Origin of the sequence: Jatrophihabitans lederbergiae (genome assembly GCF_031845305.1) — a bacterium.
GTDB classification, from domain to species: Bacteria; Actinomycetota; Actinomycetes; order Mycobacteriales; family Jatrophihabitantaceae; genus Jatrophihabitans_A; species Jatrophihabitans_A lederbergiae.
Genome location: NZ_JAVREH010000001.1, coordinates 65,346 through 91,410, shown reverse-complemented (window position 1 = coordinate 91,410; position 26,065 = coordinate 65,346). Strand labels below are relative to the sequence as shown.

Annotated in this window: 24 protein-coding genes; 11 read left to right on the top strand and 13 right to left on the bottom strand. The window is 68.7% G+C overall.

From position 1 onward, the window contains the following. Positions 1 to 78: 78 nt before the first annotated feature. Positions 79 to 1,710 carry an alpha-amylase family glycosyl hydrolase gene (locus RM423_RS00405; RefSeq protein ID WP_311421007.1) on the top strand — a complete coding sequence of 544 codons (1,632 nt, stop codon included), beginning with the start codon at positions 79 to 81 and terminating at the stop codon, positions 1,708 to 1,710. Positions 1,711 to 1,787: 77 nt separating this feature from the next. Here RM423_RS00405 and RM423_RS00400 read toward each other — a convergent pair whose 3' ends face one another. The 3 genes from RM423_RS00400 to RM423_RS00390 all read right to left on the bottom strand — a co-directional run bounded on the left by RM423_RS00400 (position 1,788) and on the right by RM423_RS00390 (position 3,403). Then, the gene (locus tag RM423_RS00400) at positions 1,788 to 2,012 is read right to left on the bottom strand and encodes an MgtC/SapB family protein (protein WP_311421006.1); all 225 of its coding nucleotides are present in this window, start codon (positions 2,010 to 2,012) and stop codon (positions 1,788 to 1,790) included. A 307-nt stretch (positions 2,013 to 2,319) separates the two neighbouring features. Further along, on the bottom strand, positions 2,320 to 2,694 hold the full coding sequence (locus RM423_RS00395) for a VOC family protein (RefSeq protein ID WP_311421005.1): 375 nt from the start codon (positions 2,692 to 2,694) through the stop codon (positions 2,320 to 2,322). A gap of 79 nt (positions 2,695 to 2,773) precedes the next feature. Continuing rightward, complete coding sequence (locus RM423_RS00390) at positions 2,774 to 3,403, bottom strand: hypothetical protein (protein ID WP_311421004.1); 630 nt, start codon at positions 3,401 to 3,403, stop codon at positions 2,774 to 2,776. Positions 3,404 to 3,478: 75 nt separating this feature from the next. Between RM423_RS00390 and RM423_RS00385 the strand changes: the two genes are divergently transcribed. The 3 genes from RM423_RS00385 (at position 3,479) to RM423_RS00375 (ending at position 5,688) form a co-directional block, all read left to right on the top strand. Continuing rightward, positions 3,479 to 4,180, top strand: coding sequence for a cyclase family protein (locus RM423_RS00385; protein ID WP_311421003.1), 702 nt, complete (start codon positions 3,479 to 3,481; stop codon positions 4,178 to 4,180). Beyond that, on the top strand, positions 4,177 to 4,956 hold the full coding sequence (locus RM423_RS00380) for a class I SAM-dependent methyltransferase (RefSeq protein ID WP_311421002.1): 780 nt from the start codon (positions 4,177 to 4,179) through the stop codon (positions 4,954 to 4,956). Before RM423_RS00385 ends, RM423_RS00380 begins: the two co-directional genes overlap by 4 nt. A gap of 258 nt (positions 4,957 to 5,214) precedes the next feature. Further along, positions 5,215 to 5,688, top strand: coding sequence for a hypothetical protein (locus RM423_RS00375; protein ID WP_311421001.1), 474 nt, complete (start codon positions 5,215 to 5,217; stop codon positions 5,686 to 5,688). Positions 5,689 to 5,834: 146 nt separating this feature from the next. On the opposite strand, the gene RM423_RS00370 is transcribed toward RM423_RS00375, so the two are convergent. The 6 genes from RM423_RS00370 to RM423_RS00345 form a co-directional block, all read right to left on the bottom strand. Next, on the bottom strand, positions 5,835 to 6,929 hold the full coding sequence (locus RM423_RS00370; protein WP_311421000.1) for an L-cysteine desulfhydrase Cds1: 1,095 nt from the start codon (positions 6,927 to 6,929) through the stop codon (positions 5,835 to 5,837). Then, positions 6,926 to 7,645, bottom strand: a complete 720-nt coding sequence (locus RM423_RS00365) for an acyltransferase (RefSeq protein WP_311420999.1) — start codon at positions 7,643 to 7,645, stop codon at positions 6,926 to 6,928. The genes RM423_RS00370 and RM423_RS00365 overlap by 4 nt, the downstream gene beginning before the upstream one ends. 2 nt (positions 7,646 to 7,647) lie before the next feature. Beyond that, on the bottom strand, positions 7,648 to 8,298 hold the full coding sequence (locus RM423_RS00360; RefSeq protein WP_311420998.1) for an HAD hydrolase-like protein: 651 nt from the start codon (positions 8,296 to 8,298) through the stop codon (positions 7,648 to 7,650). Then, on the bottom strand, positions 8,295 to 9,287 hold the full coding sequence (locus RM423_RS00355; protein ID WP_311420997.1) for a class I SAM-dependent methyltransferase: 993 nt from the start codon (positions 9,285 to 9,287) through the stop codon (positions 8,295 to 8,297). The genes RM423_RS00360 and RM423_RS00355 overlap by 4 nt, the downstream gene beginning before the upstream one ends. A 2-nt stretch (positions 9,288 to 9,289) precedes the next feature. Beyond that, positions 9,290 to 10,069 carry an enoyl-CoA hydratase/isomerase family protein gene (locus tag RM423_RS00350; RefSeq protein WP_311420996.1) on the bottom strand — a complete coding sequence of 260 codons (780 nt, stop codon included), beginning with the start codon at positions 10,067 to 10,069 and terminating at the stop codon, positions 9,290 to 9,292. A gap of 156 nt (positions 10,070 to 10,225) precedes the next feature. After that, a complete protein-coding gene (locus RM423_RS00345; RefSeq protein WP_311420995.1) occupies positions 10,226 to 11,035 on the bottom strand; it encodes an ABC transporter ATP-binding protein in 810 nt (269 codons plus the stop codon). Between the two features lie 121 nt (positions 11,036 to 11,156). Between RM423_RS00345 and glgX the strand changes: the two genes are divergently transcribed. After that, the gene (glgX, locus tag RM423_RS00340) at positions 11,157 to 13,322 is read left to right on the top strand and encodes a glycogen debranching protein GlgX (protein WP_311420994.1); all 2,166 of its coding nucleotides are present in this window, start codon (positions 11,157 to 11,159) and stop codon (positions 13,320 to 13,322) included. Between the two features lie 106 nt (positions 13,323 to 13,428). Here glgX and RM423_RS00335 read toward each other — a convergent pair whose 3' ends face one another. After that, positions 13,429 to 14,334, bottom strand: coding sequence for an NAD-dependent epimerase/dehydratase family protein (locus RM423_RS00335; protein WP_311420993.1), 906 nt, complete (start codon positions 14,332 to 14,334; stop codon positions 13,429 to 13,431). Positions 14,335 to 14,339: 5 nt separating this feature from the next. Beyond that, positions 14,340 to 16,937 carry an alpha-glucan family phosphorylase gene (gene glgP / locus RM423_RS00330; RefSeq protein WP_311420992.1) on the bottom strand — a complete coding sequence of 866 codons (2,598 nt, stop codon included), beginning with the start codon at positions 16,935 to 16,937 and terminating at the stop codon, positions 14,340 to 14,342. A gap of 89 nt (positions 16,938 to 17,026) precedes the next feature. Between glgP and RM423_RS00325 the strand changes: the two genes are divergently transcribed. The 3 genes from RM423_RS00325 (at position 17,027) to RM423_RS00315 (ending at position 21,366) form a co-directional block, all read left to right on the top strand. Continuing rightward, positions 17,027 to 19,015 carry an alpha-1,4-glucan--maltose-1-phosphate maltosyltransferase gene (locus RM423_RS00325; RefSeq protein WP_311420991.1) on the top strand — a complete coding sequence of 663 codons (1,989 nt, stop codon included), beginning with the start codon at positions 17,027 to 17,029 and terminating at the stop codon, positions 19,013 to 19,015. A gap of 77 nt (positions 19,016 to 19,092) precedes the next feature. Beyond that, a protein-coding gene (locus RM423_RS00320; RefSeq protein WP_396327532.1) for an IS5 family transposase occupies positions 19,093 to 19,984 on the top strand; the annotation gives its coding sequence in 2 pieces (ribosomal slippage) (positions 19,093 to 19,433 and positions 19,432 to 19,984; 894 coding nt in all). Between the two features lie 83 nt (positions 19,985 to 20,067). After that, entirely contained in the window at positions 20,068 to 21,366 is a 1,299-nt protein-coding gene (locus tag RM423_RS00315; RefSeq protein ID WP_311420990.1) for an HNH endonuclease signature motif containing protein, read from the top strand. Positions 21,367 to 21,541: 175 nt separating this feature from the next. On the opposite strand, the gene RM423_RS00310 is transcribed toward RM423_RS00315, so the two are convergent. Further along, positions 21,542 to 21,970 carry a PPOX class F420-dependent oxidoreductase gene (locus tag RM423_RS00310; RefSeq protein ID WP_311420989.1) on the bottom strand — a complete coding sequence of 143 codons (429 nt, stop codon included), beginning with the start codon at positions 21,968 to 21,970 and terminating at the stop codon, positions 21,542 to 21,544. 184 nt (positions 21,971 to 22,154) lie between these two features. On the opposite strand from RM423_RS00310, the gene RM423_RS00305 reads away from it, so the two are divergent. The 3 genes from RM423_RS00305 to RM423_RS00295 are packed head-to-tail and all read left to right on the top strand — an operon-like array spanning position 22,155 to position 25,122. Then, on the top strand, positions 22,155 to 23,285 hold the full coding sequence (locus tag RM423_RS00305; RefSeq protein ID WP_311420988.1) for a hypothetical protein: 1,131 nt from the start codon (positions 22,155 to 22,157) through the stop codon (positions 23,283 to 23,285). Further along, positions 23,282 to 24,310, top strand: a complete 1,029-nt coding sequence (locus RM423_RS00300) for an ABC transporter ATP-binding protein (RefSeq protein ID WP_311420987.1) — start codon at positions 23,282 to 23,284, stop codon at positions 24,308 to 24,310. The genes RM423_RS00305 and RM423_RS00300 overlap by 4 nt, the downstream gene beginning before the upstream one ends. Then, positions 24,307 to 25,122 (top strand): ABC transporter permease, encoded by an 816-nt coding sequence (locus tag RM423_RS00295; RefSeq protein ID WP_311420986.1) that lies wholly within the window; start codon positions 24,307 to 24,309, stop codon positions 25,120 to 25,122. The genes RM423_RS00300 and RM423_RS00295 overlap by 4 nt, the downstream gene beginning before the upstream one ends. 24 nt (positions 25,123 to 25,146) lie before the next feature. On the opposite strand, the gene RM423_RS00290 is transcribed toward RM423_RS00295, so the two are convergent. Then, on the bottom strand, positions 25,147 to 25,968 hold the full coding sequence (locus RM423_RS00290; protein ID WP_311420985.1) for a lipase family alpha/beta hydrolase: 822 nt from the start codon (positions 25,966 to 25,968) through the stop codon (positions 25,147 to 25,149). Positions 25,969 to 26,065: the final 97 nt, after the last annotated feature.

Here is a 26,065-nt window from a genome sequence, read left to right as displayed (position 1 = left end):
CGGCTGCGGCACCTCTGCTGTCACCGAACCCGCAATGCTGATTGGATGCCGAGCCCGCAATGCTGCTTGGATCGCGGTATGGCCGTTGACGAGGCGTGGTGGCAGCGAGCCGCGATCTATCACATCTACCCGCTCAGCTTCGCCGACTCCGACGGTGACGGTGTCGGTGATCTGGCAGGCATCACATCTCAGTTGGGGTACCTGGCCGGGGAGCCGGACAGCCTCGGCGTGGACGCCATCTGGCTGTCGCCGATCTTCCGCTCCCCCATGGTCGACTTCGGCTACGACATCGCCGACCACTGCGACATCGATCCCCGGTTCGGCACGCTTGCCGACGCCGAGACGCTGATCGAGCAGGCGCACCACCATGGGCTGCGCGTGCTGTTCGACTTCGTTCCGAACCACACCTCGGACCAGCACGCGTGGTTCGTCGACGCGCTCTCAGGTCCCGCCGCTGAGCACCGCGACTGCTATGTCTGGGCGGACCCCGCGGCCGGCGGCGGCCCGCCGAACAACTGGCGCTCGGCATTCGCGAAGGTCGGCAGCGCGTGGACCCTGGACGAGGCCAGCGGCCAGTACTACCTGCACTCCTATACACCCGAACAGCCCGACTTGAACTGGCGAAACCCCGCCGTACGCGCTGCGATGCACGACGTCCTGCGGTTCTGGCTGGACCGCGGGGTGGACGGCTTCCGGGTGGACGCGCCGCATCGGATCGCGAAGGACCCCGAGCTGCGGGACAACCCGCCAGACGTGGTGAACGTGCTGCTCAGCACCCAGCTGGACGACCGGCGGCACCGCAACATCGACCATGAGGACGTCCACGAGCTGATTCGCGGCCTCCGGTCGGTGCTCGACGAGTACCCCGACCAGGTGCTCATCGGCGAGGTCGGGGTACGCCATCCCGTGCGCCGGATGGCCTACCCCGGCAGCGCCGGGGATGAGTTCCAACTGATCTTCGACTTCGGTTACCTCGACACCGGCTGGGACGCGCAATCCTTCCGTGCCCTGGGCGAGCGGCTGGACCGGCAGCCCGATCCGCGCCGCTGGCCGACGCACGTGCTGTCCAACCACGACCTGTCCCGCAGCGCCACCCGCTTCAGCGGCCCCGGTGCAGGCATCGACCAGGTGCTGGCCCGAGCACGCGCGGCCGCGGTACTGCTGCTGACGCTGCCCGGCACGGCGTTCGTCTATTACGGCGAAGAGATCGGCATGACCGACGTGCCGGTGCCCGCGGAGCAGGCCGCCGACCCCGACGGACGCGACCCGTACCGCACCCCGATGCAGTGGAGCGATTCCTTCGCCGGGGGCTTCACCACCGGCCGGCCGTGGCTGCCGGTCCCGGCGGCACCGGCGCTGTCGAAGGTCAATGTGGCAGCGCAGCAAGGCGATCCATCGTCACTGCTCAGCCTGTACCGCCGGCTTATCGCGCTTCGGGCTGCCGAGCCACGCCTGACCGGGGGCGATTACCAGGGCGTCGCCGCCGCCGAGCAGGTGTACGCGTTCACCCGCCGGACCGGGTCCGGCGGGCTGCTTGTGGCGATCAACTTCTCGGACGAGCCCGTGATTGCCCGGTTGCCGTCCGGTGAGCTGGGCACGGCGCCGGGACGGCTGGTGCTGTCCACAGGCAGCCGGGCAGCGGGGACGGCTGTGGTCCTCGGGGAGCTGGTGCTGGAACCGGCCGAGGCCGCCATCATCGAACTGGACTGAGCCGGCCAGTCACTCGATCAACAACCTGCCGACATCGTCTGGGTTCCGCGGCGCGGCCGTGGCCAGAGCAAGGATGGTCACTGGTGGGCGGTGCACTCGGCCAGGAGCTGGCGCAGCACGCCCTGACCGTCGTTGTAGACGACCCGGACATGACTGGCACGCTGGTTCGGCCTCGGCAGGTGACGGGACAACGGGGTATAGCCGAGCACGATCACGAAGTGCAGTGCGGTGCGGTCACGGTTGCCGCCGGCACTCTTGCCCCGAATCTGGCGCTCCAGGCCGATGAGCGACGACAGCCCCAAGCCACGAGCAGCTCGCCGATCTGACGCCAGCCCTGCCCATGATTCGCCGCCAACGCGATCACGTGAACGGAGGTCACCCTTTCGACGGTGCCACATCCGCGGCGCTATCAGCGGGCATAGGCAAGCCGGTCCGCGCTACCGACCGTTCGCAGATCCGGTGGCCCTGCATCGGCGGTTGCGACGCGCACGTTGCGCACCGTTCCCCGTGACCGCGCAGAACCTTCGGCGGTGGCGCTACGACCGACCGTGGCCCCACCTCGCCGTTCAGCTTTGCTGGCAAGCCGTAACTCAAGGCACGCTCTGGCGGTCACAGCTCGGGCACGAGCGTGGTGAAGCAGAAGGGATGCCCGGCCGGGTCCAGAAACACCCGCCAGCCATCCGGCGACGGTTGGATGTCGGCCTTTACCGCCCCTAGAGCGAGCGCCTGCTCCTCCGCGCCGTCGAGATCGGTGACCGCCAACTCGAGGTGCAGTTGTTTGGGTCTGCTGCCGCCCGGCCAGCTGGCCGGTTGGTGATCCTCGATCCGCTGCATGGTCAGATAGATCCCCGCCCCCTTGAGCGCGACGAAGTCCGGTGATTCCCAGAACTGTTCGAGGCCCAGCAAATCTCGATAGAACCCAGCCAGCTCGGCCGGGTCCGCACAATCCAGTGATACTGCCGCGAGACGCGCTATGACTGTCATGCAATCACTACAGCACGGGGGTACGACAAAAGGCGCTCGCCAGCGCAGTTCGGCCCACGTCAGCCCACCTCACCTCACCTCAGCGGAGAAAGGTGAAGAGCCGCCCGTGCGCGGTCAAGGGCTCCGGCACACCCTCGAAGCGCGAGACCCCAACCGAGAACAGGGCGTCGTCCGGCGCATCGAAGGCGCGTTCCACGAAGCCGGTGGCCTCGAACCACCGCCGGATCGTTGGGGTGCGGTCCGGAGCGCGCCGGCTTCGGGTCCACACCACCGTGGCACCGGCCGCGCACAACCGCGGCAGCGCCCGAATCGTCCGGTGGGCATCGGCGTCGCTGATATTGCCGAACACGCCGGCCATGAGCACCAGATCGGCGGGTACCGAACCGACGTACGAGGCCAGATCGCCGGCATCGACGCGCACCACCGACATGTGCTGGAGGCCCGCGCTCTCGACAGCCGCCTCGGCCGCCTCGACGTTGTGCGGGTCGGATTCCAGCAGCGTGGCGCGGACTCTTCGCGCGTCCGGCCGGGTCACCAGCACCCCGAGCAGGTCGTGCCCCTGGCCGGCGCACACACTCAGCACGGTCAGCGTCGGCTCCGGTCGCTCGTCCAGCCACGTCACGATGTGCCGTCGCACAACAGCCAGCCGGCGGGACAGCGGCGAGTCGGCGTCCTGGTACGGCTCGTGCCACGCTTGCCAGTTCGTCATCCGATCACGCTGCCATACCCGAGCGGTGGTCGATATCGTTTTGCCGACAGCCACCGGACGGGCAAGCTCAGGCGCATGACACCACCCCTACGGAACTGGGTCGAGCTCAGCCATCTGATTGTCGCCGGCATGACGACGTACCCGGGGCTGCCGGCTCCCGAGGTGACGCCACATCTCACCCGCGAGGCATCCCGGCAGGTCTACGCGCCGGGGACCGAGTTCGCCATGGACCGCATCAGCATGATCGGCAATACCGGGACGTACCTCGACAGCCCGTTCCACCGGTACGCCGACGGAACCGATCTCGCCGGTCTGCCGCTCAGCGCACTGGCCGATCTGCCCACCGTGGTGGTGCGGACCAAGGGCAGCCGTTCACGCGCCGTCGATGTGCCCGACCTGGCCGCGCCCGGCATTGACGACTTGACGGGACACGCGGTGTTGCTGCATACCGGTGGAGACGAGCACTGGGGTACGCCGGAATACGCCATCGACGCGCCCTACCTCACCGAAGCGGGCGCCCACTGGCTCGTCGAACACCGAGCACAGCTCGTGGGAATCGACTCCGTCAACATCGATGACACCACCGGCGGCGGACAGCGGCCGGCTCACACCGTCCTGCTCGCGGCCGGCATTCCGATCGTTGAACACCTGACGGGATTGGGCGAATTGCCGATCACCGGTGCCCGCTTCACCGCCGCTCCACCGCGGGTTGCGCAGTTCGGCACCTTTCCGGTGCGCACTTATGCCTCGGTGGAGTCGGGTGCGCCGAAGCCGTGACCAGCGAAGTGGTGAGCAGTGCTTCGAGCGAGGTTGACCGCGCCTACTCCGACCACTCCCTGGCGGAGCTGTACGACCTCCTGAATCCGTGGGGTCCCAGCGACGAGTTCTACCTTGGGTTGACGATGTCAGCGGCGTCCGTGCTGGACGTCGGGTGCGGAACCGGCGCCCTCTTGCGCCGCGCCCGCGAATCGGGCCACCATGGCCGCTTGTGCGGGCTCGACCCGGCGGCGGCAATGCTCGACGTGGGGCGTGCGCGCGCAGACATCGAGTGGGTGCAGGGGGATCTGGCCAGTTGCTCCTTGCCTGGCCGGTTCGATCTCGTGGTGATGACCGGCCACGCGTTTCAGGTCCTCCTGACCGACGACGACATCGAAGCCGCCCTCGCCGCGATGCGATCGTGCCTCGTTCCCGAGGGTCGAGTAGTTTTCGAGATCAGGAATCCACTGACCCGTCCATGGGAATCCTGGACGCCGGCTCATGCCGTCGAGGCCGTCACCGCGTCGGGTTCCACCGTGCGTGTGGAGCACCAGGTAGCGGAACCTGTCGAGGGCGACGTGGTCCGCTTCTCCGAGACGTTCACCTCCTCGGACTGGGGAACTCCGAAGGTGAGCCGGACGAGCCTGCGCTTCTGCGGCGTCGAGCGGTTGGCCGCACTCCTCGCCGCGGCGGGTCTGGACGTCGTACACCAATTCGGCGATTGGAATAGCCGGCCGCTCACCGACGACAGCCCTGAGATCATCACCATCGCCGCACCCGCGCCGATCACCAGCTGAGTCGAAGGTCATCCTCGAACACCGCACGCACCGGGCCGTTCGAGCCGGGGCAGCCAGGATGCTTCGCCGGCACTAGAAATCGGACAGAATTGCCGGAGGGTGGTCGTAGTTTCTGATGTATGGACCAACGGGTCAGCAGCAGTCGGAGGGTGTACTGCATTCCGGTGCTGCGACCCACACCTCAACAAAACCACCGCATCCAACACCACTAGCGACCGGCTGAGAGGATGGCGCCGACGACGAAACGGAGAGCACCCGATGAGCACTCGACCACCCAGCGGCTCCGCTGCCGTGCGCGGCATTCGGCGATCCGTGACAGAGGCGACCGCTGCCGCCGCGGCGCACCAGCTCGAACCGCTGCACGCCGCCAGCAGCGCCAAGGACCACGAGCGGCTGGCGATCGTCCAAGGCTCCGTCGTACGTACGTTGCTCGAACAACTGCACCCCGGTGGGCTGTCCAGCGCCGACGCTCAAGAGGCCATCCAGTGCTGCGCAAAGAACGCGGCACCGTGGTACCCGGACCTCGACCCGAACCTGCTCGTCCTGGTGCTCATGGGCGCACTGGGTGCCGCCGACCCGACCGATGGCCCGCAGCCGAACCACACCGCCATCGCCGAGCACGCCGCACTGCTCATTGCCGATCTGCTGGTGATGGCCGACGAACCACTGGACGGTTACCTGAGCTTCGCGCTCGCCGAGATCGAGCGCGCCGAGACCATGGAGCTGCCGTAGCTGCCCACCCGACGCCGGCCATGCGCGATCATCGTCGTCGAATGCGCGTGTTGCTGGTGCGCCGGCGAGCGAACCGCACAGGTGTACGCCCGGGTGCTGAACCGCCCACGGTGCGAGTCGACGAACAAACCTTCAGCAGAACAAGGCTAAATCTCGATCCAGGAACCACTGCTCAGCACGGCACGCAGTTGCTCGGTGTGCGGTGCCAGGTCGAGCCCCTGCGCCCGCACCCAGTCGTCGGAGTAGTACGTCTGGGCGTACCGGTCGCCGCTGTCGCAGATCAGCGTCACGATGCTGGCCCGCTCCCCCGCGGCCTTCAACTGGCACGCGATCCGCAGCGCTCCGACGAAGTTCGTGCCGGTGGACGCGCCGACCCGCTTGCCGAGCGATCCCTCCAGCAACCGCATGGCGGCCAGCGACGCGGCATCGGGCACCGCGATCATCCGGTCCACCACGTCTCCCACGAAGCTCGGCTCCACCCGCGGCCGGCCAATGCCCTCGATCCGGGAGCCCCGCCCCGTCCGGACGGTGTCGTCGTTGGCCCGCCACCCCGGCAGGAACGCGGAGTTCTCGACATCCACCACACAGAGTCTGGTAGCAAGCTGCCGGTATCGCAGGTAGCGGCCGATGGTGGCCGACGTGCCACCGGTTCCGGCGCCGGTGACGATCCAGCGCGGCACCGGACACGGCTCCTGCCGCATCTGCGCGAAGATCGACTCGGCGATGTTGTTGTTGCCCCGCCAGTCGGTGGCCCGCTCGGCAAAGGTGAACTGATCCATGTAGTGCCCGCCGGTCTCGGCCACCAGCCGGGCCGCCTCGGCGTACACCGTGTTCGGGTCGCCCACCAGCTGGCACCGGCCGCCCTCGCGCTCGATCAGCTCGATCTTGAACGCCGACGTGCTCTGGGGCATCACCGCCACGAACGGCAGGCCGAGCATCCGGGCGAAGTACGCCTCGCTGATCGCGGTCGAGCCGGACGATGCCTCGACCACCGTGGTTCCCTCGGCGAGCCAGCCGTTCGCGAGCGCGTACAGGAACAGCGAGCGTGCCAGCCGGTGCTTCAGTGAGCCTGTCGGATGGGTGGATTCGTCCTTGAAATACAGGTCGACGCCCCAGTCCGAGGGCAACTCGTACTTCACCAGATGGGTGTCCGCCGAGCGGTTGGCGTCCGCCTCGACCTTGCGCATCGCCTGGTCACACCACACGCGCCCAGTTCCGGCGCTCCGCTCGAAGTCCGTCATGGCTGGATGGTCCCATCCCGCGCCGCGGCGAGCTTGGCGGCCATGTCGGCAAGCGCCTCGCGGGTCTGCGCGGCGGCCTCGGAGTCGTCGCGGCGGTTGCGGATCACCCGCGCCGGAACGCCTCCAGCGATCGAGTACGGCGGCAGGTCCCGGGTCACCACTGCGTTGGCGGCGACCACCGAACCATCGCCGATCGAGGTTCCGCGCACCACGGAGACCTTGTTCGCCAGCCACACGTCCGCACCGATCCGGACCGGTGACTTCACGATGCCCTGGTCCTTGATCGGCGTGTCCGCATCGGCGAATACGTGGTCGAAGTCGGCCACGTACACCATGTCGGCGATGATGCTCGCCGCTCCGACACTGACGTCGAGGTAGCAGTTCACCACGTTGTTACGACCGAAGACGACCTTGTCGGCTATGGTCAAAGTCCCCTCGTGGCAACGCAGCGACGTGCCGTCACCGAGGTGCACCCAGCGACCGAGCACCAGCCGCCCGAAGCCGGGACGCGCGGTGACCTCGACCCGCCTGCCCAGAAACACGAAGCCGGTCGTGATCACGTGCGGATTGGCCACCTTGAACCGCCAGAACCGCCAGTACCGCAGCAGATACCAGGGCGTGTACGCGCGGTTGGCGCGCACCCAGCGCAGGCTCGCGAGCGTGAGGAACCGCGCCTGGCGCGGGTCACGGCTGCGCGCCCGCCATCGCGTCAGCATGGTCAGCGGCCGACGCCGAGCAGCTCCAGCACCTCACCGGGGCGCTCGCACAACCGCAGCGCGCCGGCCGCGGTCAACTCCTCGACGGTGCCGTATCCCCATAGCGCACCGGCACAACGCACGCCGTGCGCGGCTGCGCCCAGCACATCATGGCTGCGGTCACCGACCATCAGCACCGACTCCGGGTCCGGCCGCCCGAGCCGCGACAGCACCTCACCGACCACCATCGCCTTCGAGCCGCGCTGGCCGTCGAGGGTGTCGCCACAGATCCGCTCGAAGAAGGTGGTGATGCCGAGGTGGGTGAGGATCCGCACCGCGTGGATTTCCGGCTTGCTGGTCGCCACGGCCAGCCGATAACCGGCATCGCTGAGCGCGGTGAGAACCTCCATCACACCGTCGTAGCGCCGGGTGTTGAACATCCCGCCGTCCTCGACGTAATGCTGTCGGTAGACCTCGACGACCTCGTCCACGCGGCTCGCACCGACCAGCGGCGGCAGCGAGTGCCAGAACGGCGGCCCGAGCAGCGACCGGGCCGTGACCTCGTCCACCCAGGGCAGGCCCAGCTCGTCGAAGGCGAACTCCAGTGAACCGAGGATGCCGGGCGCGGAGTCGCTGAGGGTGCCGTCCAGGTCGAACAGAACCGAGGTGCTCATTCGGGCTTCGTTCCGGTGATCTCGACGTTGTAGAACAGCTTCGCCGGGACGACCCGCGCCAGCACCTTGGAGTCCAGCGCGTGCAGCCGTTGCCAGTTGTGGAAGGCGAACATTGCCCAGCGCATGCCGAGCTTGTGCTTGGGAACGGCCGCTTCGAAGGTCCGCACCGGCCAACCGAACCAGGCGGCTGTCAGCTCATCGGTGGTGGTGCGTACGTCGACCGCGCCGGCCCGCAGCGCCTGCCTGCGCAGGTCGGCGGGGTCGAAGGTGTGCAGGTCCACCACCGCTTCGAGCGCCGCGGCACGGGAGGACTCGTCCAGTTCCGCCTTCGGCCGCTCCCACGCCGAGAGCCGGTTCAGCCTGGTGGCCCGCGTGGTGGCCCACCAAATCAGCCGGGACAGCCGCCGGGCGATGTAGTCGCCGTACGTCGTCGGCTCGCCGGCGAACACGAGCCGGCCACCCGGCTTGAGCACCCGCAGCACCTCGCGCAGCGCCTGCTCCACGTCCGGGATGTGGTGCAGCACCGCGTGGCCGAGCACCAGGTCGAAGCTGTTGTCGGGGTACGGGATCGACTCGGCGTCGGCCACCCGGCCCTCGACGGCGAAGCCCAGACCCTCGGCGTTGCGGATGGCGACCCCGACCATGCCGGGGCTCAGGTCGGTGACGTGGCCCTCGTCCAGCACGCCCGCGAGCTTGAGGTTCAGCAGGAAGAAGCCGGTACCACAGCCCAATTCCAGAGCCTTGCCGTACGGCCAGCCCTGATCGCCGGCCACGTGGGTGAAGCGGTCGCGGGCATAGTCGATGCAGCGCTGGTCGAAGCTGATCGACCACTTCTCGTCGTAGGTTCCGGCTTCCCAGTCGTGGTAAAGCACATTGGCGAGCTTGGGGTCCTGCCAGGCCGCCTCGACCTGCTCGATGCTGGCGTGCGGGTTGGCGCTTGTCTGCGGATTCGTGTTTGTCTGGGGCTGAAGGTTCTCTGTTGCCGACACGGTCAGTTACCCACGAACTGGGCCTTGCCGGGGCCCTGCTCGATGAACGAGGCCATCCCGCGTTGCTTGTCCTCGGTCGCGAACAGCCCGGCGAACAAGTGCGATTCGAGCTTCAGGCCGCTGCCGAGGTCGGTGTCCAGGCCGCCGTCGATGGCGGCCTTGGCGGCCCGCAGCGCCAGTGCCGGCCCAGCGGCGAACTTGGTGGCCATCGCCCGCGCCGTCGGGTACACCTCATCCGCGCCGACCACCGCGTCCACCAGGCCCAGCTCCAGCGCCTCGTCGGCGGCGACGAACCGCCCGGTGTAGATCAGGTCCTTCGCCTTGGCGGGGCCGATCAACCGGGGTAGCCGCTGTGTTCCACCCGCGCCCGGAATGACCCCGAGCAGGATCTCGGGCTGGCCCCACTTGGCGTTGTCCGCGCTGATCCGGAAGTCCGCCGTCAGGGCCAGCTCGCAGCCGCCGCCGAGGGCGTAGCCGGTCACCGCCGCGATCACCGGCTTGGGGATGTGTGCCACCGCGTCCAGGGCCGAGGACAGGTCCGCCGCCCGACGCTGCATGTCCTGGGCGGACATGGTGTGGAACTCCTTGACGTCGGCGCCGGCGACGAATACCTTCTCGCCGCCCCACAGGATGACCACCCTGATGTCGTCGCGGCGGGTACAGGCGGTGGCGGCCTCGCGCAACTCCTCCTGTACCTGCTCGTTCAGGGCGTTGACCGGCGCGCGATTGATCCGGATGGTGGCGACCGAGCCGTCGACCTCGAGCTGCACAAACTCTGTCATGGCCGCGAGCCTACCGACACCCACTCGCCGGACGGTCATACCGCCCGAAATGTCACATGCGCCCGTCACACTGCCCGGGGCTATCACACCCGCCCGTCACACTGCCCGGGCGATCACATGCGCCCGTCACACTGCCCGGGCTATCACATGCGCCCGTCACACTGCCCGGGCGAAGAACCGGGCGGCTTCGCGCTCCACCGTCAGCGTCAACCCGAACGCCTCGGACAGGTTCTCGGAGGTCAGTACGTCGCCGATCAGGCCCTGCGACACGACCCGGCCCGCGCGCAGCAGCAGGGCATGCGTCATCCCCGGCGGAATCTCTTCGACGTGGTGGGTCACCAGGATCATCGCCGGTGCCTCGGCGTCCACCGCGAACATGCCCAGCCGGCGCAGCAGATCCTCCCGGCCACCCAGATCCATCCCGGCGGCGGGCTCGTCCAGCAGCAGCAACTCCGGGTCGGTCATCAGCGCCCGGGCGATCTGAACCCGCTTCCGCTCGCCCTCGCTCAGAGTGCCGTACGTACGATCGGCCAGCTCACCCACCCCGAAGCGGGTCAGCAACGCGCGTGCCCGCCCGACGTCCAGCCGGCCGTAGGCCTCACGCCAGCGTCCGATCACGGCGTAGCCCGCCGACACGACCACGTCCACGACTAGCTCACCGCCGGGAATCCGTTGCGCCAGAGCCGCGGAGGACAAGCCGATCCGGGGACGCAACTCGAAGACATCCACCGCGCCCAGCCGCTCGCCGAAGATCGCCACCTGCCCGGACGTCGGGTGCATGGTCGCCGCGGCCAGTTGCAGCATCGTCGTCTTACCCGCGCCGTTCGGACCGAGTACGGCCCACCGCTCATCCTCTTCGACCGTCCAGTCGACCGAATCGAGCAGCAGCTTGGAGCCACGCCGCACGGTCGCCTGCCGCAACTGCAGGACGGCATCGGGATCAACGTCGAAGTCAGGAACCGCCACGGCCCTATCCAACCCCATGCCGTTCCCGGTGCCTCAGCAGGGCGCGCCGCACAGCCCCCTGCCCCGACGTCCGCGGATTGCGGCCCGAGGCCCGGTCAGCCGGGCGTAAGGTCGGCGCTCTATGGAATCGGCAGCTGATCTCTCGCACGTGGTCGCCCGCCGGCTCGACTCGGCACCGGACGAGTTCGGCGCGGTGGCGTCCTGGCCGGGCAAGCCGTTTCCGCTCGGCGCGAGCTGGGACGGCGAGGGCACCAACTTCAGCGTCTGGTCCCCCACCGCGACCCGGGCCGAGGTCTGCCTCTTCGACAGCACCGGAGCCGAGCACCGGGCCCGGCTCGTCGAGCAGAGCTTTCACATCTGGCACGGCTACCTGCCCGGCATCAACCCCGGCCAGCGTTACGGCTACCGCCTGGACGGCCCGTACAACCCGAGCACCGGCCTGCGGCACAACCGGCACAAGCTGCTGATCGATCCGTACGCCCGGGCCATCGAGGGCGATTTCATTGACAACGACGCGGTATATGGCGACAACGAGCTGGATTCCGCGCCGTACGTCCCTCGCTCCGTCGTGGTGGTGGACAGCTTTCCGTGGGGCAACGACCCCCGTCCCAACCGGCCTTGGGACGACACGATCATCTACGAACTGCACGTCAAGGGCTTCACCGCGCGCCATCCGGACATTCCGGCTGACCTGCGCGGAACTTATGCCGGCCTGGCACACCCGGCGGTCATCTCGTACCTCAAGGACCTCGGGGTGACCGCGGTCGAGCTGCTGCCGATCCACCAGTTCGTCTCCGAGCCGGCCCTGCAGCGGCGCGGCGCCAAGAATTACTGGGGCTACAACTCGATCGGCTTCTTCGCCCCGCACGCGGCCTACGCCACCCACACCGGCCGGCTCGGCGGCAACCAGGTCCGCGAGTTCAAGGCCATGGTGCGGGCAATGCACACCGCCGGCATCGAGGTGATCCTGGACGTCGTCTACAACCACACCGGCGAGGCGACGCCGGACGGGCCGACGCTGTCGTTCCGCGGAATCGACAATGCGGCGTACTACCGCGTCGACCCCGCCGATCCTTCCCGGTACCTGGACTACACCGGCTGCGGCAACACCCTGGACGTCCGTACCCCGGCGGTGCTGCAGCTGGTGATGGATTCGCTGCGGTACTGGGTCACCGAGATGCACGTCGACGGCTTTCGCTTCGATCTGGCCTCGGCATTGGCCCGCTCGCTGCACGACGTCGACAAGCTGTCGTCCTTCTTCGACACCATCCACCAGGACCCTGTCATCAGCCAGGTCAAGCTGATCGCCGAGCCCTGGGACATCGGCGACGGCGGTTACCAGGTCGGTGAGTTCCCGCCGCTGTGGACCGAATGGAATGGCAAATACCGTGACACCGTAAGGGACTTCTGGGCCCACGGCGCCGGCGGCGTCCGCGACCTCGCCTTCCGGTTGACGGGCTCCTCGGACCTGTATGCCGACGACGGCCGCTCCCCGTTCGCCTCGATCAACTTCGTCACCGCGCACGACGGTTTCACCCTGCGCGACCTGGCCAGTTACGAACGCAAGCACAACGAGGCCAACGGCGAGAACAACCGCGACGGGACGGACGACAACCGCTCGATCAACTTCGGCGTCGAGGGCGAGACGGCGGACGAAGGAGTGAATACCCTGCGGCTACGGCAGGTTCGCAATCTGCTCACCACGCTGCTAGTGTCCACCGGCGTTCCGATGCTGGTGGCCGGTGACGAGCGCTATCGCACCCAGGGCGGCAACAACAACGCCTACGTGCAGGACAACGAGATCTCGTGGATCGACTGGAGTGACACCGAGGCCGGGGCGGACCTGCTGGCGCTCACCCGCCGGCTGATCGCCTTGCGCAAGCAGTCACCGGTGCTGCGCCGGCATGCGTTCTTCGAGGGCCGTCCGCTTCCGGGCGGCGACGGCTGCAAGGACCTCGCGTGGTTCCACGCCTCAGGCCGCGAGCTCCACGACGGCGACTGGTTCGACACCGCACTGCGCACCATCGGCATGTACCTGGACGGCCAGGGGCTGCGCCATCGCGGGCCCCGGGGCAACGTCATCACCGACGAGTCCTACCTGCTGGTGCTGCACTCCGGAGACGAGCCGGTGCGGTTTCTGCTGCCCGGGCGTCCCTGGGCCGAGCAGTACGAGAGCGTCATCGACACTACCGAAGTGAGTGGAACGGCGGTCAGCACTGTTGCGGCGGGAACGCAGCTCCTGGTACAAGCCCGGTCGGTGCTGCTGCTGCGGGCCGTCCGGGTCTGAACCCGAAGTTCGACCACCGCGCCGATCAGCCGGTGCACGCCCGGCGAAGCTCCTCGTCAGCCGACGGGGCCACTCGACGACGGGCTCATTCTCAGTCGACCAACCCTCAGCCACGGTCGATCGGCCGAGCCTCGCCCTCGTCCGTCAGGTAGTCGCGCCAGCTGCGGGTCGGATTCCAGCCGAGCAGCCGCCGGGCCTTCGTGATCGACGTCCCGCAGGCATCGGCGAACGGCAGCTCGCGGACCTCGACCCGGTTCCCGTACAAGGCGCGCAGCGCGGCCGCGGTGTCCGGCATCCCGGCGGAATCCGGTGATGAAATATAGAAGATCTCGTGGCCGGACAGCTCCGACTCGGCCGCCAGCCGGAGCGCGATGGCCAGGTCGTAGGCGTCGATGTAGGACCAGCCGTTCAGGCTCGGTTCCGGGTTACCGGACCGCGCCGCCCGAATCATCGGTCCGAGGTTGCGCGCATAGGACGTCTCGTCCTGCACCCAGGTCGGCCGGATCGTCACGCAGCGCAGGTCCGACCGGCGCACTGCCGCGTCGCAAAGCTGCTCGCCGAAGTGCTTGGCCAGCGCATACGGATCTTGCGGCCGTACCGGATGCTGCTCGTCGATCGGAAAGTAGTCCGGCTCGAACGGCCGCTCGGCGAAGGCCATTCCGGGCACCGTCTCGGACGAGACGTTCACCAGCCGGGAGACACCCATCCGGACGCACGACTCGACGATGTTGAACGCGGCCAGCAGGTTGTTGCCGAACACCGTGTGCGCAACGTCCTGAGTGGGCTCGGGAATCGCGGCGCAGTGCACGACCGCGTCCATCCCGCGTACGAGCTGGAACGCCGCCCCCGCGTCGGTCAGATCCGCCCGAATGTAGTGGGCCGAACCGGGCTCGGCTCGCTCGTACGTCGGCGTGCCGAGATCGGTGCTCACCACGTCGTGACCGACGGAGAGCAACTCGGCGACCGCCGCTCGCCCGACCTTTCCGCGAGCGCCGGTGACCAATACCTTCATGGCGGCTAGCCCTGCGTCGCCGCGGCGACCAGGCCGGTTTCGGCGGGATTGGCGAGCAGATCGTTGTGCGGCAACACCCGCACGGTGTAACCGAACGGACCCGCCTTCTTCAGCGGCACGTCGCCTGTGAAGAACCCGGTGTGATCACGCTCGTCCGCCATGGTCAGCGGCACGATCTGTACCGACGTCAGCCGGTTGTCGGCGTCCACCGGCCCGTACAGCGCCTGCACCTGGACGTCGGAGGACTTCAGCCCGGACAGCGCCACCTCGGCCCGCAGCTGCAGGAACCCACCCAGGGTCGGATCACCCTCGACGTGCGATTCGACGTGCCGCACGGCGACGTCCTTCCAGGCACCGGCAACCCAGCTCTTCCACGCGGCCAGGTCCTTCGCCGCCGCGAAGTCATCGGCCACCAGCACGGCGGCCGAGCGCGCGGCCGGGGCGTACAGCTTGCGGATGTAGTCCTGGACCATCCGGGTCGCGAGCACCTTCGGTCCGAGTGACTTCAGGGTGTAGCGGACCATCGCTATCCACTGGGTCGGAATCCCCCGGGCGTCGCGGCTGTAGAACCGCTGCGAGACCTGGTGCTCGATCAGGTCATACATCGCGGCAGCCTCGACGGCGTCGCGGTGGTCGTCGGTGGTACCGGTCAGCGAGTCGTCCGCGGACGGGATCTCCCAGCCGTTCTTGCCGTCCTCGCACCACTCGTCCCACCAGCCGTCCTTGATGGACAGATTCAGGCCGCCGTTGAGCGCCGCCTTCATCCCGGACGTACCACAGGCCTCGAGCGGGCGCAGCGGGTTGTTCAGCCACACGTCGCTGCCCCAGTACAGGTAGCGCGCCATGCCGATGTCGTAGTCCGGCAGGAAGGCGATCCGGCCCCGGACCTCCGGGTCGTCGGTGAACCGGACGAGCTGCGCGATGAGCTCCTTGCCGCCGTCGTCGGCGGGGTGCGACTTGCCCGCCACCACGATCTGCACCGGACGGTCAGGATCGGTGAGCAGGCGCTTCAGCCGCGCCGGGTCGCGCAGCATCAGGGTGAGTCGCTTGTAGGACGGCACCCGCCGGGCGAATCCGATGGTGAGCACGTCCGGATCGAAGGCCGTGGCGGTCCACGCCAGCTCGACACCGGAGAAACCGCGCTCGACACCGCTCTGCCGAATCCGGCGCCGGATCTCACCGACCAGCCGGGCACGCAGCTCACGCTTGGTCGACCACAGCTCGGTGTCCTCGACCTGGTCGATGGCCGCCCAGCCGCCACCGGTCGCCAGCGCCTCGGAGCCGATCGCCTGCTCGGCGAGGTCGAGAAATTCACGCGCCATCCACGTCGGGGCGTGCACGCCGTTGGTGATCGAGGTGATCGGCACCTCGTCGGCGTCGAAGCCGGGCCAGAGGTTGTTGAACATCGAGCGGCTGACCCGGCCGTGCAACTGGGCCACTCCGTTGGCGCGCTGGCCGAGCCGCAGGCCCATGTGCGCCATGTTGAACTTGGTCGGATCATCCTCGGCGCCCAGCGCCAGGACCTCGGCGACCGGGACGCCGGGAACTTTGCCCAGGTGGGCGGCCACCAGGTCGCGGTCGAAGCGGTCGATGCCGGCCGGAACCGGGGTGTGGGTGGTGAACACCGTGCCCGCGCGTACCGCCGTCAGGGCCTCGGCGAAACTCAGCTTGGCCGGGCCGGAGCTGAGCTCGCTGATCCGCTCGATGCCGAGGAAGCCCGCGTGGCCCTCGTTGGAGTGGAACACCTCGGGCTCGGGATGACCGGTGATGGAGCAGTAGACGCGCAGCGCCCGGACGCCGCCGACACCCAGCAGCAGCTCCTGCAGCAGGCGGTGCTCAGGGCCACCGCCGTACAGGCGGTCGGTCACGCCGCGGGCCGCCGCGTCGTTCTCCTCGACGTCGGAGTCCAGCAGCAGCAATGGAACGCGGCCGACAGAGGCCAGCCAGATCTGGGCGTGCAGGGCGCGTTGGTCGGGCAGTTCCAGCAGCACCCGGGCAAGGTTGCCGGCGACGTCGCGCAGCGGGGTCAGCGGCAGGCCCTGGGGGTCCAGCGACGGATAGCGCTCCTGCTGCCATCCCTCGCGCGACAGGGACTGGGAGAAGTAGCCGGCCCGGTAGAGCAGTCCGACCCCGATGATGGGAGCGCCGAGGTCCGAGGCTGCCTTGAGGTGGTCACCGGCGAGAATTCCAAGGCCGCCGGAGTACTGCGGCAGCACCTCGGCGATGCCGAACTCGGGCGAGAAGTACGCCACCGAGGACGGCAGCGACGAGGCTTCGTTCGCGGGCTTGGCGGCCTCGAGCTCTTGCTGGCGCTGGTACCAGCGCGGCTGCTCCAGGTAGTCGCGCAGGTCATCGGAGACGTCCTGCAGCCGGCGCAGGAACTTGCGGTCCTTGGCGAGGGCGGCGAGGCGCTCCGTGCTCACGCCGCCCAGCAGCCGGGCGGGGTCGCCGTTGCACTCGGCCCACAGCTCAGGGTCGATCGACTCCAGGAGGTCTAGGGAATCCGCGTGCCAGGACCAGCGTAGGTTCGCCACGATCTCGCCGAGCGGAGCCAGTGCTGCGGGCAGGGCCGCGCGGACGGTCAGTCGTCGTAGTGCCTTCATTCCGCACACGATAGCGGCTGGCGGTAGCGCTTACGGACAATCCCATCAGCGGTGATTGCGGGCGGCCGCCGGGACGATACCGTAGAGGCGTGGCTGGACGCTTAGGACTCAATTTCGTACATCCGGTGATCGCGCACGGAGAGCTGCCCGCCAGGGCCGTTGTCGGCGAGCCGGTCCCTGTCGAGGCGACCGTCTTCGGTGAGGGACACGACGCCGTAGCCGCGTCTGTCGTGTGGCGCTCACCTGACGGAAAAGCAGCCGGCTTCAACCGGATGCGCCCGCTGGGCGGCGGCACGGACCGCTGGCGCGCCGAGGTGGTGGCCGACAGCACCGGCACCTGGACGTACGTGATCGAGGCGTGGCGCGATCCGCTGGCGACCTGGTACCACGCGGTCGAGGTCAAGATGGACGCCGGCCAGAGTGCCGAAGAACTCGCCAACGATCTCGAGATCGGCGCCCGGCTCTTCGACGAGGTATCGAAGCTGGCCGGCTCGAAGGCAGGCTCCGAGCTCGCCCTGGAGACCGCGGCGGATCTGCGCCGGGAGTCCGTCGACCTGCCCCTGCGCACCACCCGCGCGATGAGCAGTGAGGTGCGCGAGCTCGCCCATGACTACCCCGTCCGCGAGCTGATCACCGAGTCCTCGAGTCACGAGGTCTGGGTCGATCGGCAGCGGGCACTGTACGGCGCCTGGTACGAGTTCTTTCCGCGCTCCATCGGCGCGGAGCTGGCCAACGACCCGGACGATCCGGCGCGCCCGGCGCGGCACGGCACGCTCGCCGACGCCACCAAGCATCTGGACTACGTCGCGGACCTCGGCTTCGACGTGGCGTACCTGCCGCCGATCCACCCGATCGGACGGGTCAACCGCAAGGGACCGAACAACACCCTGAACGCCAAGCCGACGGACACCGGCTCGCCATGGGCGATCGGCTCGGCAGAGGGTGGCCACGACGCCATCCACCCCGAGCTGGGCACCGAGGCGGACTTCGCGGCCTTCGTGGCGCGAGCCCGTGAACTGGACCTCGAGGTGGCGCTCGACTTCGCTCTGCAGTGCGCGCCGGATCACCCCTGGGTGACCGAGCACCCCGAGTGGTTCACCACGTTGCCCGACGGCACGATTGCGTTTGCCGAGAACCCACCGAAGAAATACCAGGACATCTACCCCCTCAACTTCGACAACGACCCGGCCGGACTGGCGGCCGAGGTGCTGCGGGTCGCGCTGCTGTGGATCTCGCGCGGTGTGAGGATCTTCCGGGTCGACAATCCGCACACCAAGCCGCTCAACTTCTGGCAGTGGCTCATCCGCAGCATCAAGGCGGAGCATCCCGACGTGCTCTTCCTGGCCGAGGCGTTCACCAGGCCGGCCATGATGCATGAGCTGGCTCGGATCGGCTTCACCCAGAGCTACACCTATTTCACCTGGCGAAACACCGCCTCGGAGCTGGGGCAGTACGGTGAGGAGCTGGTCGAGGCGGCCGACTACATGCGGCCCAACTTCTTTCCGAGCACTCCCGACATCCTCAATGAATTCCTGGTGCACGGCGGGCGCGCAGCGTTCGCGATCCGCGCCGTGCTCGCCTCGATGATGGCGCCCGCGTACGGCATCTACTCGGGTTACGAGCTGTACGAGAACGTGCCGGTCCGCCCTGGCAGCGAGGAGTACCTGAACTCCGAGAAGTACCAGCTGCGCCCGCGCGACTACGAGGGCGCGATCAGGCGCGGCGACTCGCTGGCGCCGTTTCTCAAGCGACTCAACGGGATCCGCCGAGCGCACCCCGCGCTGCACCTGTTGCGCAACCTGCGTTTCCACTACAGCGAGAACGACGCGATCCTGGTGTTCTCCAAGCACGATTCCGCGACCGGTGACACGATTCTCGTTGCGTGCTCGATGGATCCGCACAACACCCGTGAGGGATGGGTGCACCTGCGACTGGACGAGCTGGGCATCGGGACGGACAAGAGCTTCGCCGCGGCCGACCTGCTCAGCGGGGTGAACTATCCGTGGAGCGAGCACAACTTCGTCCGGTTGAGTCCCGACGCGCCGGCGCACATCTTCGCGGTGCACCGGCACCTGTAGGCCCTGGCGGCTGAGACCTGTTTCGCCTAGGGCGTGTCTCCGGGATGTAGGCGGTCGGGGGCGAGATCTTGTTCGGTATGGCTGCTGTGGTGTTCTCAGATGAGGCGTGGGCGCGGATCGAGCCGTTGCTGCCGAGCTCGGAGGGGTTGCGCGGGGGGCGCTTTCGGGATCACCGTCTGGTGCTGGAGGCGATCGCGTGGCGGTTCCGGACCGGCTCGCCGTGGCGGGACCTGCCGGAGCGGTTCGGGCCGTGGCAGACGGTGTGGAAGCGGCACGACAGGTTCAGCGCTGACGGGACGTACGTGCGGCTGCTGCAGGCGGTGCAGGCGGACGCAGACGCGGCTGGGGGCCTGGACTGGGTGGTGTCAGCGGACTCCACGATCGCCCGTGCGCATCAGCACAGCGCCGGGGCCCGGCCGCAGGCCTGTCAGGTCAGGGGGGGCTCGGTCGAACTACAAGGATCTGCGCCTGGAGCCGGTTGATCATGCGATCGGGCGGTCGCGGGGCGGCTTGACGAGCAAGGTTCATCTGGCGTGCGACGGCCGGGGACGGCCGCTGGCGATGCTGCTGAGCAGCGGGAACACCAACGACACCCAGCTGCTCGGGCCGTTGCTGGCGCAGATTCGGGTGCCTCGGCAGGGTCCTGGAAGACCACGGACCCGGCCCACCCGGCTGCTCGCGGACAAGGGCTACAGCTCCAGGACGAACCGTCGCATGCTCAGCGGTCGCGGCATCGCGGTGACGATCCCCGAGCGGGAGGACCAGAAGCACCACCGCACGGCTCGGGGCAGCGCCGGCGGCCGGCCCTACAGCTTCGACAACAGCGCCTACCGCGACCGCAACGTCGTCGAACGCTGCTTCGCCCAACTCAAGCAGTGGCGCGGCATCGCCAGCCGCTTCGACAAACTCGCCACCAACTACCTCGGCGGCGTCGTCCTAGCCAGCCTCGCCCTCTGGCTCAGGACATGATCCGGGAGACAGACCCTAGTGGTTCTGATCGGCTCGGCTGTGCTTGGCCCGGTTTTGTCAGACCCCTGTCCTAGCCTTCTCCTATGGGCGTTTCGGGGATGGATGGGTCGGTTGCCGCGAGGGTGACCGCACTGACCGCTGCCGTAGACGATCTGCTGCGTTCACCGATGGATTCGCTGACCGACGCCGAAGTGCTCGACACCATGCGCGCGGTCGAGACTGCGCGCCGCCGGCTCGAATGCTTCGACCAGCACGTCGTGGCGGCTTTGGACAGCCGAGCCATTCCCGAGCGGCTGGTGATGCGCAACGCTGCCGCGGTACTGGCCGGAGTGCTGAACCTGTCCCCTGCCGAGGCCGGTCGCAGGGTGCGACACGCTCGCGAGCTGGGCGTGCGACTGTCGCCCTCGGGACAGGCTCTCGCGCCATTATGGGAGGCAACGGCCGAACACCGAACCGCAGGACGCATCACCGACGAGCACGCCTCGGTGATCCTGCGCACGCTCCACAAGCTTCCCGCCTGCTTGCCGGTCGAGGAGGCTGCTGAGGCGGAGCGATTCCTCGCCGACTGGGCAACGAAGATCGACGCGAGGCAGCTCACCGGTGTGGCTCACCGACTGCTGGACACCCTTGACCCCGATGGAAGCCTGACCGACGAGCGCGACCAAGCACGTCGCAGGAACGTAACCGTAACGGCTCTGGGCGATGGTATGCATCGCATCAGCGGAGAACTCGATGCGGAGTGCAGTGCTCTCGCGAGTGCGGTGTTGGGCTCGCTGTCTGCGCCGCAACCCACCGACGCCGGCGGCCGCGATGAGCGCACGCCGGGACAGCGCCGCCACGACGCCTTCCGATCCGTGCTCAAGCTCGCGCTGCGGTCCGGCGAACTGCCGAAGTCCGGCGGCACTCCCGCGACCGTGCTCATCACCATGACGGCCGACCAACTGGAGTCGCGAACCGGGGTGGCAAGCACGTCCTTCGGCCAGCCGCTCAGCATCGACTGCGCATTACGACTCGCCGACCAAGCAGCTATCGCGTGGATCGTGCACAACAGCAACGGTAAGCCACTGGCGCTCGGTCGAACACGGCGGCTGGCAACAGAGCATCAGACACTGGCACTGATTGCCCGGGACGGCGGCTGCGCGTTTCCCGGCTGCCAGGCACCGCCGGAGTGGACCGAGAAGCACCACGTGATTCCGTGGGCGGACGGCGGCCAGACCGACGTCGACGGCATGTGCCTGCTGTGCGACTACCACCACGACCGGCACGAACGCCAGCAATGGACGATCGACATGCGTGCCGGGATCCCGTGGTTCATCCCACCGGAGTGGATCGACCCGGAACGAAAACCCCTGCGCAACTCACGATTCTCGGTAGCACCATGAGCCATCGTCTCAGGATGAGCATGCTGCCGGGCAATGCCGTGCCGTGCGCTGGGCGGCCCAACGCCGTGCGCAGCGCGGGCCAACGCCGTGCGCTGCGCGGGTCGACGCCGTACCGAGCACTGGCCCGGACGACCGCTGCATCCCGCCACGGCCGCGCTTCACCGGTGTGCTGCGGTCAGCCCATCAGGTCAGCCACGGCGACGGTCTTGTCCGGACGCAGCCGGATCAGCAACTCGCCCTCGACGGCATTGCGCCGGCCGTACTCCTCCGCGCGCTCGTCACCGACATACCGTCGCGCGATTTCGATCGAAAGCGGCAGCATCTCGTTCAGGTCCGTCGAGATCGTCACGGACCCTTCGACGAGCACGAATCCGTACGGTGGCTCCTCCACGTCCACCGACATCGCAACCCGCGGATCGCGACGCAGCGACCTGCCCTTCACCGTCTCGGCCCCCGTCATGAAGACGATGTCGTCGCCGTCGAGCACGAACCAGATCGGCGCCACATGCGGACGGCCGTCCGCACGCACCGTGGCGACCTTGCCGGTCCGGTACCCCTCGGTGAGAAATGCACGGATCTGCTCGTGGGTCATCGGGTGTGCCATCCAGCCACTATCCCCGACACCGCGCAGCCCTGCCAGCGTCGCACTGCCAGCGCGACATCGGGACATCGGGAGATCGGGAAACCGCACTACCGCCGCTTGCGGGCTATCGCTGCCTGCGAGCCGAGAGCCTGAACGCTCGTCGGCAACGCGGGCAGCATCGCCGCCGTCTGACGTACCGTGAGGAATGACCTCCCCGCGGCGATGGCTTGTCGTCCTCGCCGGCATCGCGGTCCTGGTGGCGTTGCCGTCCGCAGTCGGCGCGCTGCCGTCGCACACCCCCGAGCTGAGCGCGTCGCAACTGCTCACCCGCATCCAGCACTCGGCATCCACGCCGTACAGCGGCTACGCCCAATCCACCGGCGGGTTGAGCCTGCCGGTCACCAACCAGTTCAGCTCCATCGCGGATCTGTTCGGCGGCCAGAGCCAGCTACGAGTGTGGTGGCGCTCGACCGACGACTGGCGCGTGGACTCGGTGGGTATCGCCGGCGAGACCGACGTCCGGCGCAGCGCCCGGGGCTACTGGACCTGGAACTACGAGTCGAACAGCGCCACCTGGACCGAACAACCGCAGGCACCCCGCGTCCGGCTGCCGACAGCGGTCGACCTCACGCCGCCCGAGCTGGGGCGCCGGTTACTCAGCGAGGCACTGCCCCGGGAGGCATCACGGATCGGCTCGGACCGCATCGCTGGGCACAGCGCCGCCGGCCTGCGGATCCAGCCGGACGCGCAGACGTCCAGCATCGACCACGTCGACGTGTGGGCCGACCCCGCTACCGGCCTGCCGCTCCGGGTGGTCGTCCGGGGCAAGCAGGCCCTGAGCCCCGCGGTATCCAGCAGCTTCCTGGACCTGTCACTCGCCACCCCGTCGGCGTCCGTCACCGCCTTCTCACCGCCGGCGAACGCGAGCATCAGCAGCGGCACCTCGCAGGACCTTGCCACGGCAATCGACCAGCTCGCCGGAGTGGTATCACCGGCGAACCTGGCCGGCATCGCTCGCAACACCGCGCTGCCCAAGCTCGGCAGCGTCGGCGTATACGGCCGGGGCGTCACCGAGTTCGTCGCGGTACCGCTGCCCGGACGTGCCGCGTACCTGCTTCGCCAGCAGCTCGGCGCCGCCAAGCCGACCAGCAGCGCGAGCCCCGGGGACAGCACCGTCGATTCCAACGCCGACTTCAACGTCTCGGTGGGTCCGTTGAACCTGCTGCTCAGCAACAGTGCGCGATTCGGCAGCGCCTGGCTGCTGGTCGGCACCGTGCAATCGACCATCCTGACCACCGCCGCGGCCGAGCTCCCGCCGCACCCGGAACTGCCATGAGCACCGAAGCCTCAGCACTAGGTGCCACACCCGGCGACTCTCACAGCTCTGGCGGCGCGCCCGCGTCCGAAGGCTTGTTCAGCCCATCAGCCGCCGTCTCGACCGCCGGCACCTCCGTCATCGCCACCCGCGGCCTGACGAAGCGGTTCGGCTCGCTCGTCGCGGTCGACTCCATCGACCTGGATGTGCGCCGCGGTGACATCTACGGCTTCCTGGGCGCGAACGGCTCCGGCAAGACCACCACCGTCCGGATGCTGTTGGGCCTGGTGCTGGCGACGTCCGGCCAGATCGAGCTGCTCGGCCAGCGGATGCCCAAGGCCACCGGTCGGGTGCTGCCCAAGGTCGGCGCGCTGGTGGAGGGTCCCGGCTCGTACGGGCACCTGTCCGGCCGGACCAACCTGCTGCTGCTCGATGGCAGCGGTCCCGGCGCCAGCCGCCGCAACCGCGGCGCTAGGGTCGACGAGGCATTGACGCACGTCGGCCTGGGTGGTGTCGGACGGCGCCCGGTGAAAGCGTACTCGCTGGGCATGCGCCAGCGACTCGGCCTGGCCGCGGCCCTGTTGCGGTCTCCCGAACTGCTGATCCTGGACGAGCCCACCAACGGCTTGGACCCACAGGGCATCCAGGAGATCCGCCAGCTGCTGCTGCACCTGCACGCCAACGGCACCACCATCTTCCTGTCCAGCCATCTGCTCGCCGAGGTGGAACAGCTGTGCACCCGGGTCGGAGTGCTCGACCGTGGCCGGCTGATCGTGCAATCACAGCTGGCAGACCTGCAGAAACCCACCGGACGGATCGTGGTGCGCACGCCCGACATCGCCGCCGCCCGGTCTTTGCTGGACGGACACGTCGAGCACCAGGACGGCGACCGGCTGCTGATTCGCGCCCTGGACCCGGCCGAGCTCAATGCCCGGCTGGTGCAGCGCGGCGTCCGGGTCAGTGAGCTCGGCCTGGAACGGCGAAGTCTGGAACAGACCGTTCTGGAGCTCACCGGACCGAGCGCGGATCGGGTGGAGCCCTCGTGATCAGGATCGAACTACTCAAGCTGTTCCGCCGGCCCCGGACCTGGCTGACGATCGCGCTGCTGGACGCGTTGCCGACGCTCGTGGCGGTGCTGTTGGCGATCACGCACATCGGCCCGCGGCCCGGGCAGGGGCCGGCGTTCCTGTCGGCGGTGCTGGCCAACGGCTCGCTGTTCGCGGTGGCCGCGCTCGGCATCGTGCTGCCGCTGTTCCTGCCGGTCGCGGTGGCGGTCGTCGCCGGTGACTCCATTGCCGGCGAGGCCCAGGGCGGAACGCTGCGCTACCTGCTGATCCGCCCGGTCGGGCGGACCAGGTTGCTCGCCGCGAAGCTCGTCGCGGTGTTCGTGTTCGTGTGCGTCTCCGTCGTGGTGGTCGCCGGCACCGGGTTCCTGGTCGGGCGCGCGCTGCTGGGCAACCAGTCCCTGGGCGTCGCGGTGACCAGTGTGTCGGGGAGCGCGCTCACACCCGGCCAGCTCGCCGTCCGGACGCTGATCGCCGTCGGCTACGTGGCCTTCTCGATGCTGGGGGTCGCCGCGGTCGCGCTGTTCCTGTCCACCCTCACCGACTCCGCCCTGTCGGCCAGCCTCGGCGCGCTGGCCATCCTGATCGCGTCGTCGCTGCTGCTCACCATCGACGCCTCCCGCGCGCTGCAGCCGTACCTGCCGACCCGGTACTGGCTCTCGTTCATCGACCTGTTCCGCAATCCGATCCTGTGGCGCAACGTAGTGCGCGGGGTCGCGCTGCAGGGCGTGTACGTGGTGGTTCTGCTCGGCGCCGCCTGGGCAAACTTCACCACCAAGGACATCACCAGCTGAGCCAGCACAGCCCAACAAGTCGGCTCAGGAGCCCTTGCTCAACCGGGCGCAGTCCCTGGCGGTGAGGCTGGTCGGCCGGCTGCCACCGAGCTCCACGGCCACCATCGCCGACACCAGCGGGTCGGTCGGCAACGCGCCGTGCCGCACAGTGGAACCGGCGCAGACCTGCTGAATCTCGATGTTCAGCGCGCCCTTCAACTCAGCCGACCGCGGCGGGATCACCACCTCGTCGCTGCTGCTCCACAGCGAAATCACGGCGGGACCGGCCGGAAGCTCGTTGTCCGCGTTGAGCGCGGCGAGCACGTCGCTGGTCGGCGTCAACTGCTGGCACGCCGTCGGGCATTCCCCCTGGAACAGCGATCCCAGCGTGGCCAGTTCCGTTCCGTGCTGTGGCGCGCCGAGGGTGACCACGCGTCGCGCGATCGCCGCCCCGCCGTCTTCCTTGAGCCAGATCCGGGCGACCACGCCGCCCGCGGAGTACCCGACGACATCCACGGACGCGGCGCCCGCTCGTGCCATTGCCGCCTTGGCCGCGCTCGCCACCACCCGCGCCTGCGCCCGCAGGTCGCCCTGGGCGTTGTCCGGCAGGCTGACCACCTCGACGCCCCGGCCGGACGTCCGTAACCGTCCCGCCAGTACCCGCAGTCCGGTGGTGGACCCGCCGTAGCCGGGAAGCAGGAGCACGGGACCCGGCCTGCTCTGTGCGACCGGTGGCGCGGTCCCGGCCTTGCCGCGCGAGGACCCGCCGGCGATCGCGATCCCGACTGCCACCAGCGCGGCGAGCAGGACGAGGGCCACAATCCCGACGACGAGCCGGCGGCGCGCCGGGGCGAGGGATGAGAGCATCCGTTCATATTGCGCCCCTCCGGACGCGGGAAAGGACAGCCCGACGAAGCCGGTTGGACCAGCCCGGTTGAGAAGCGGTCACAGAAGGCTCCTTTCA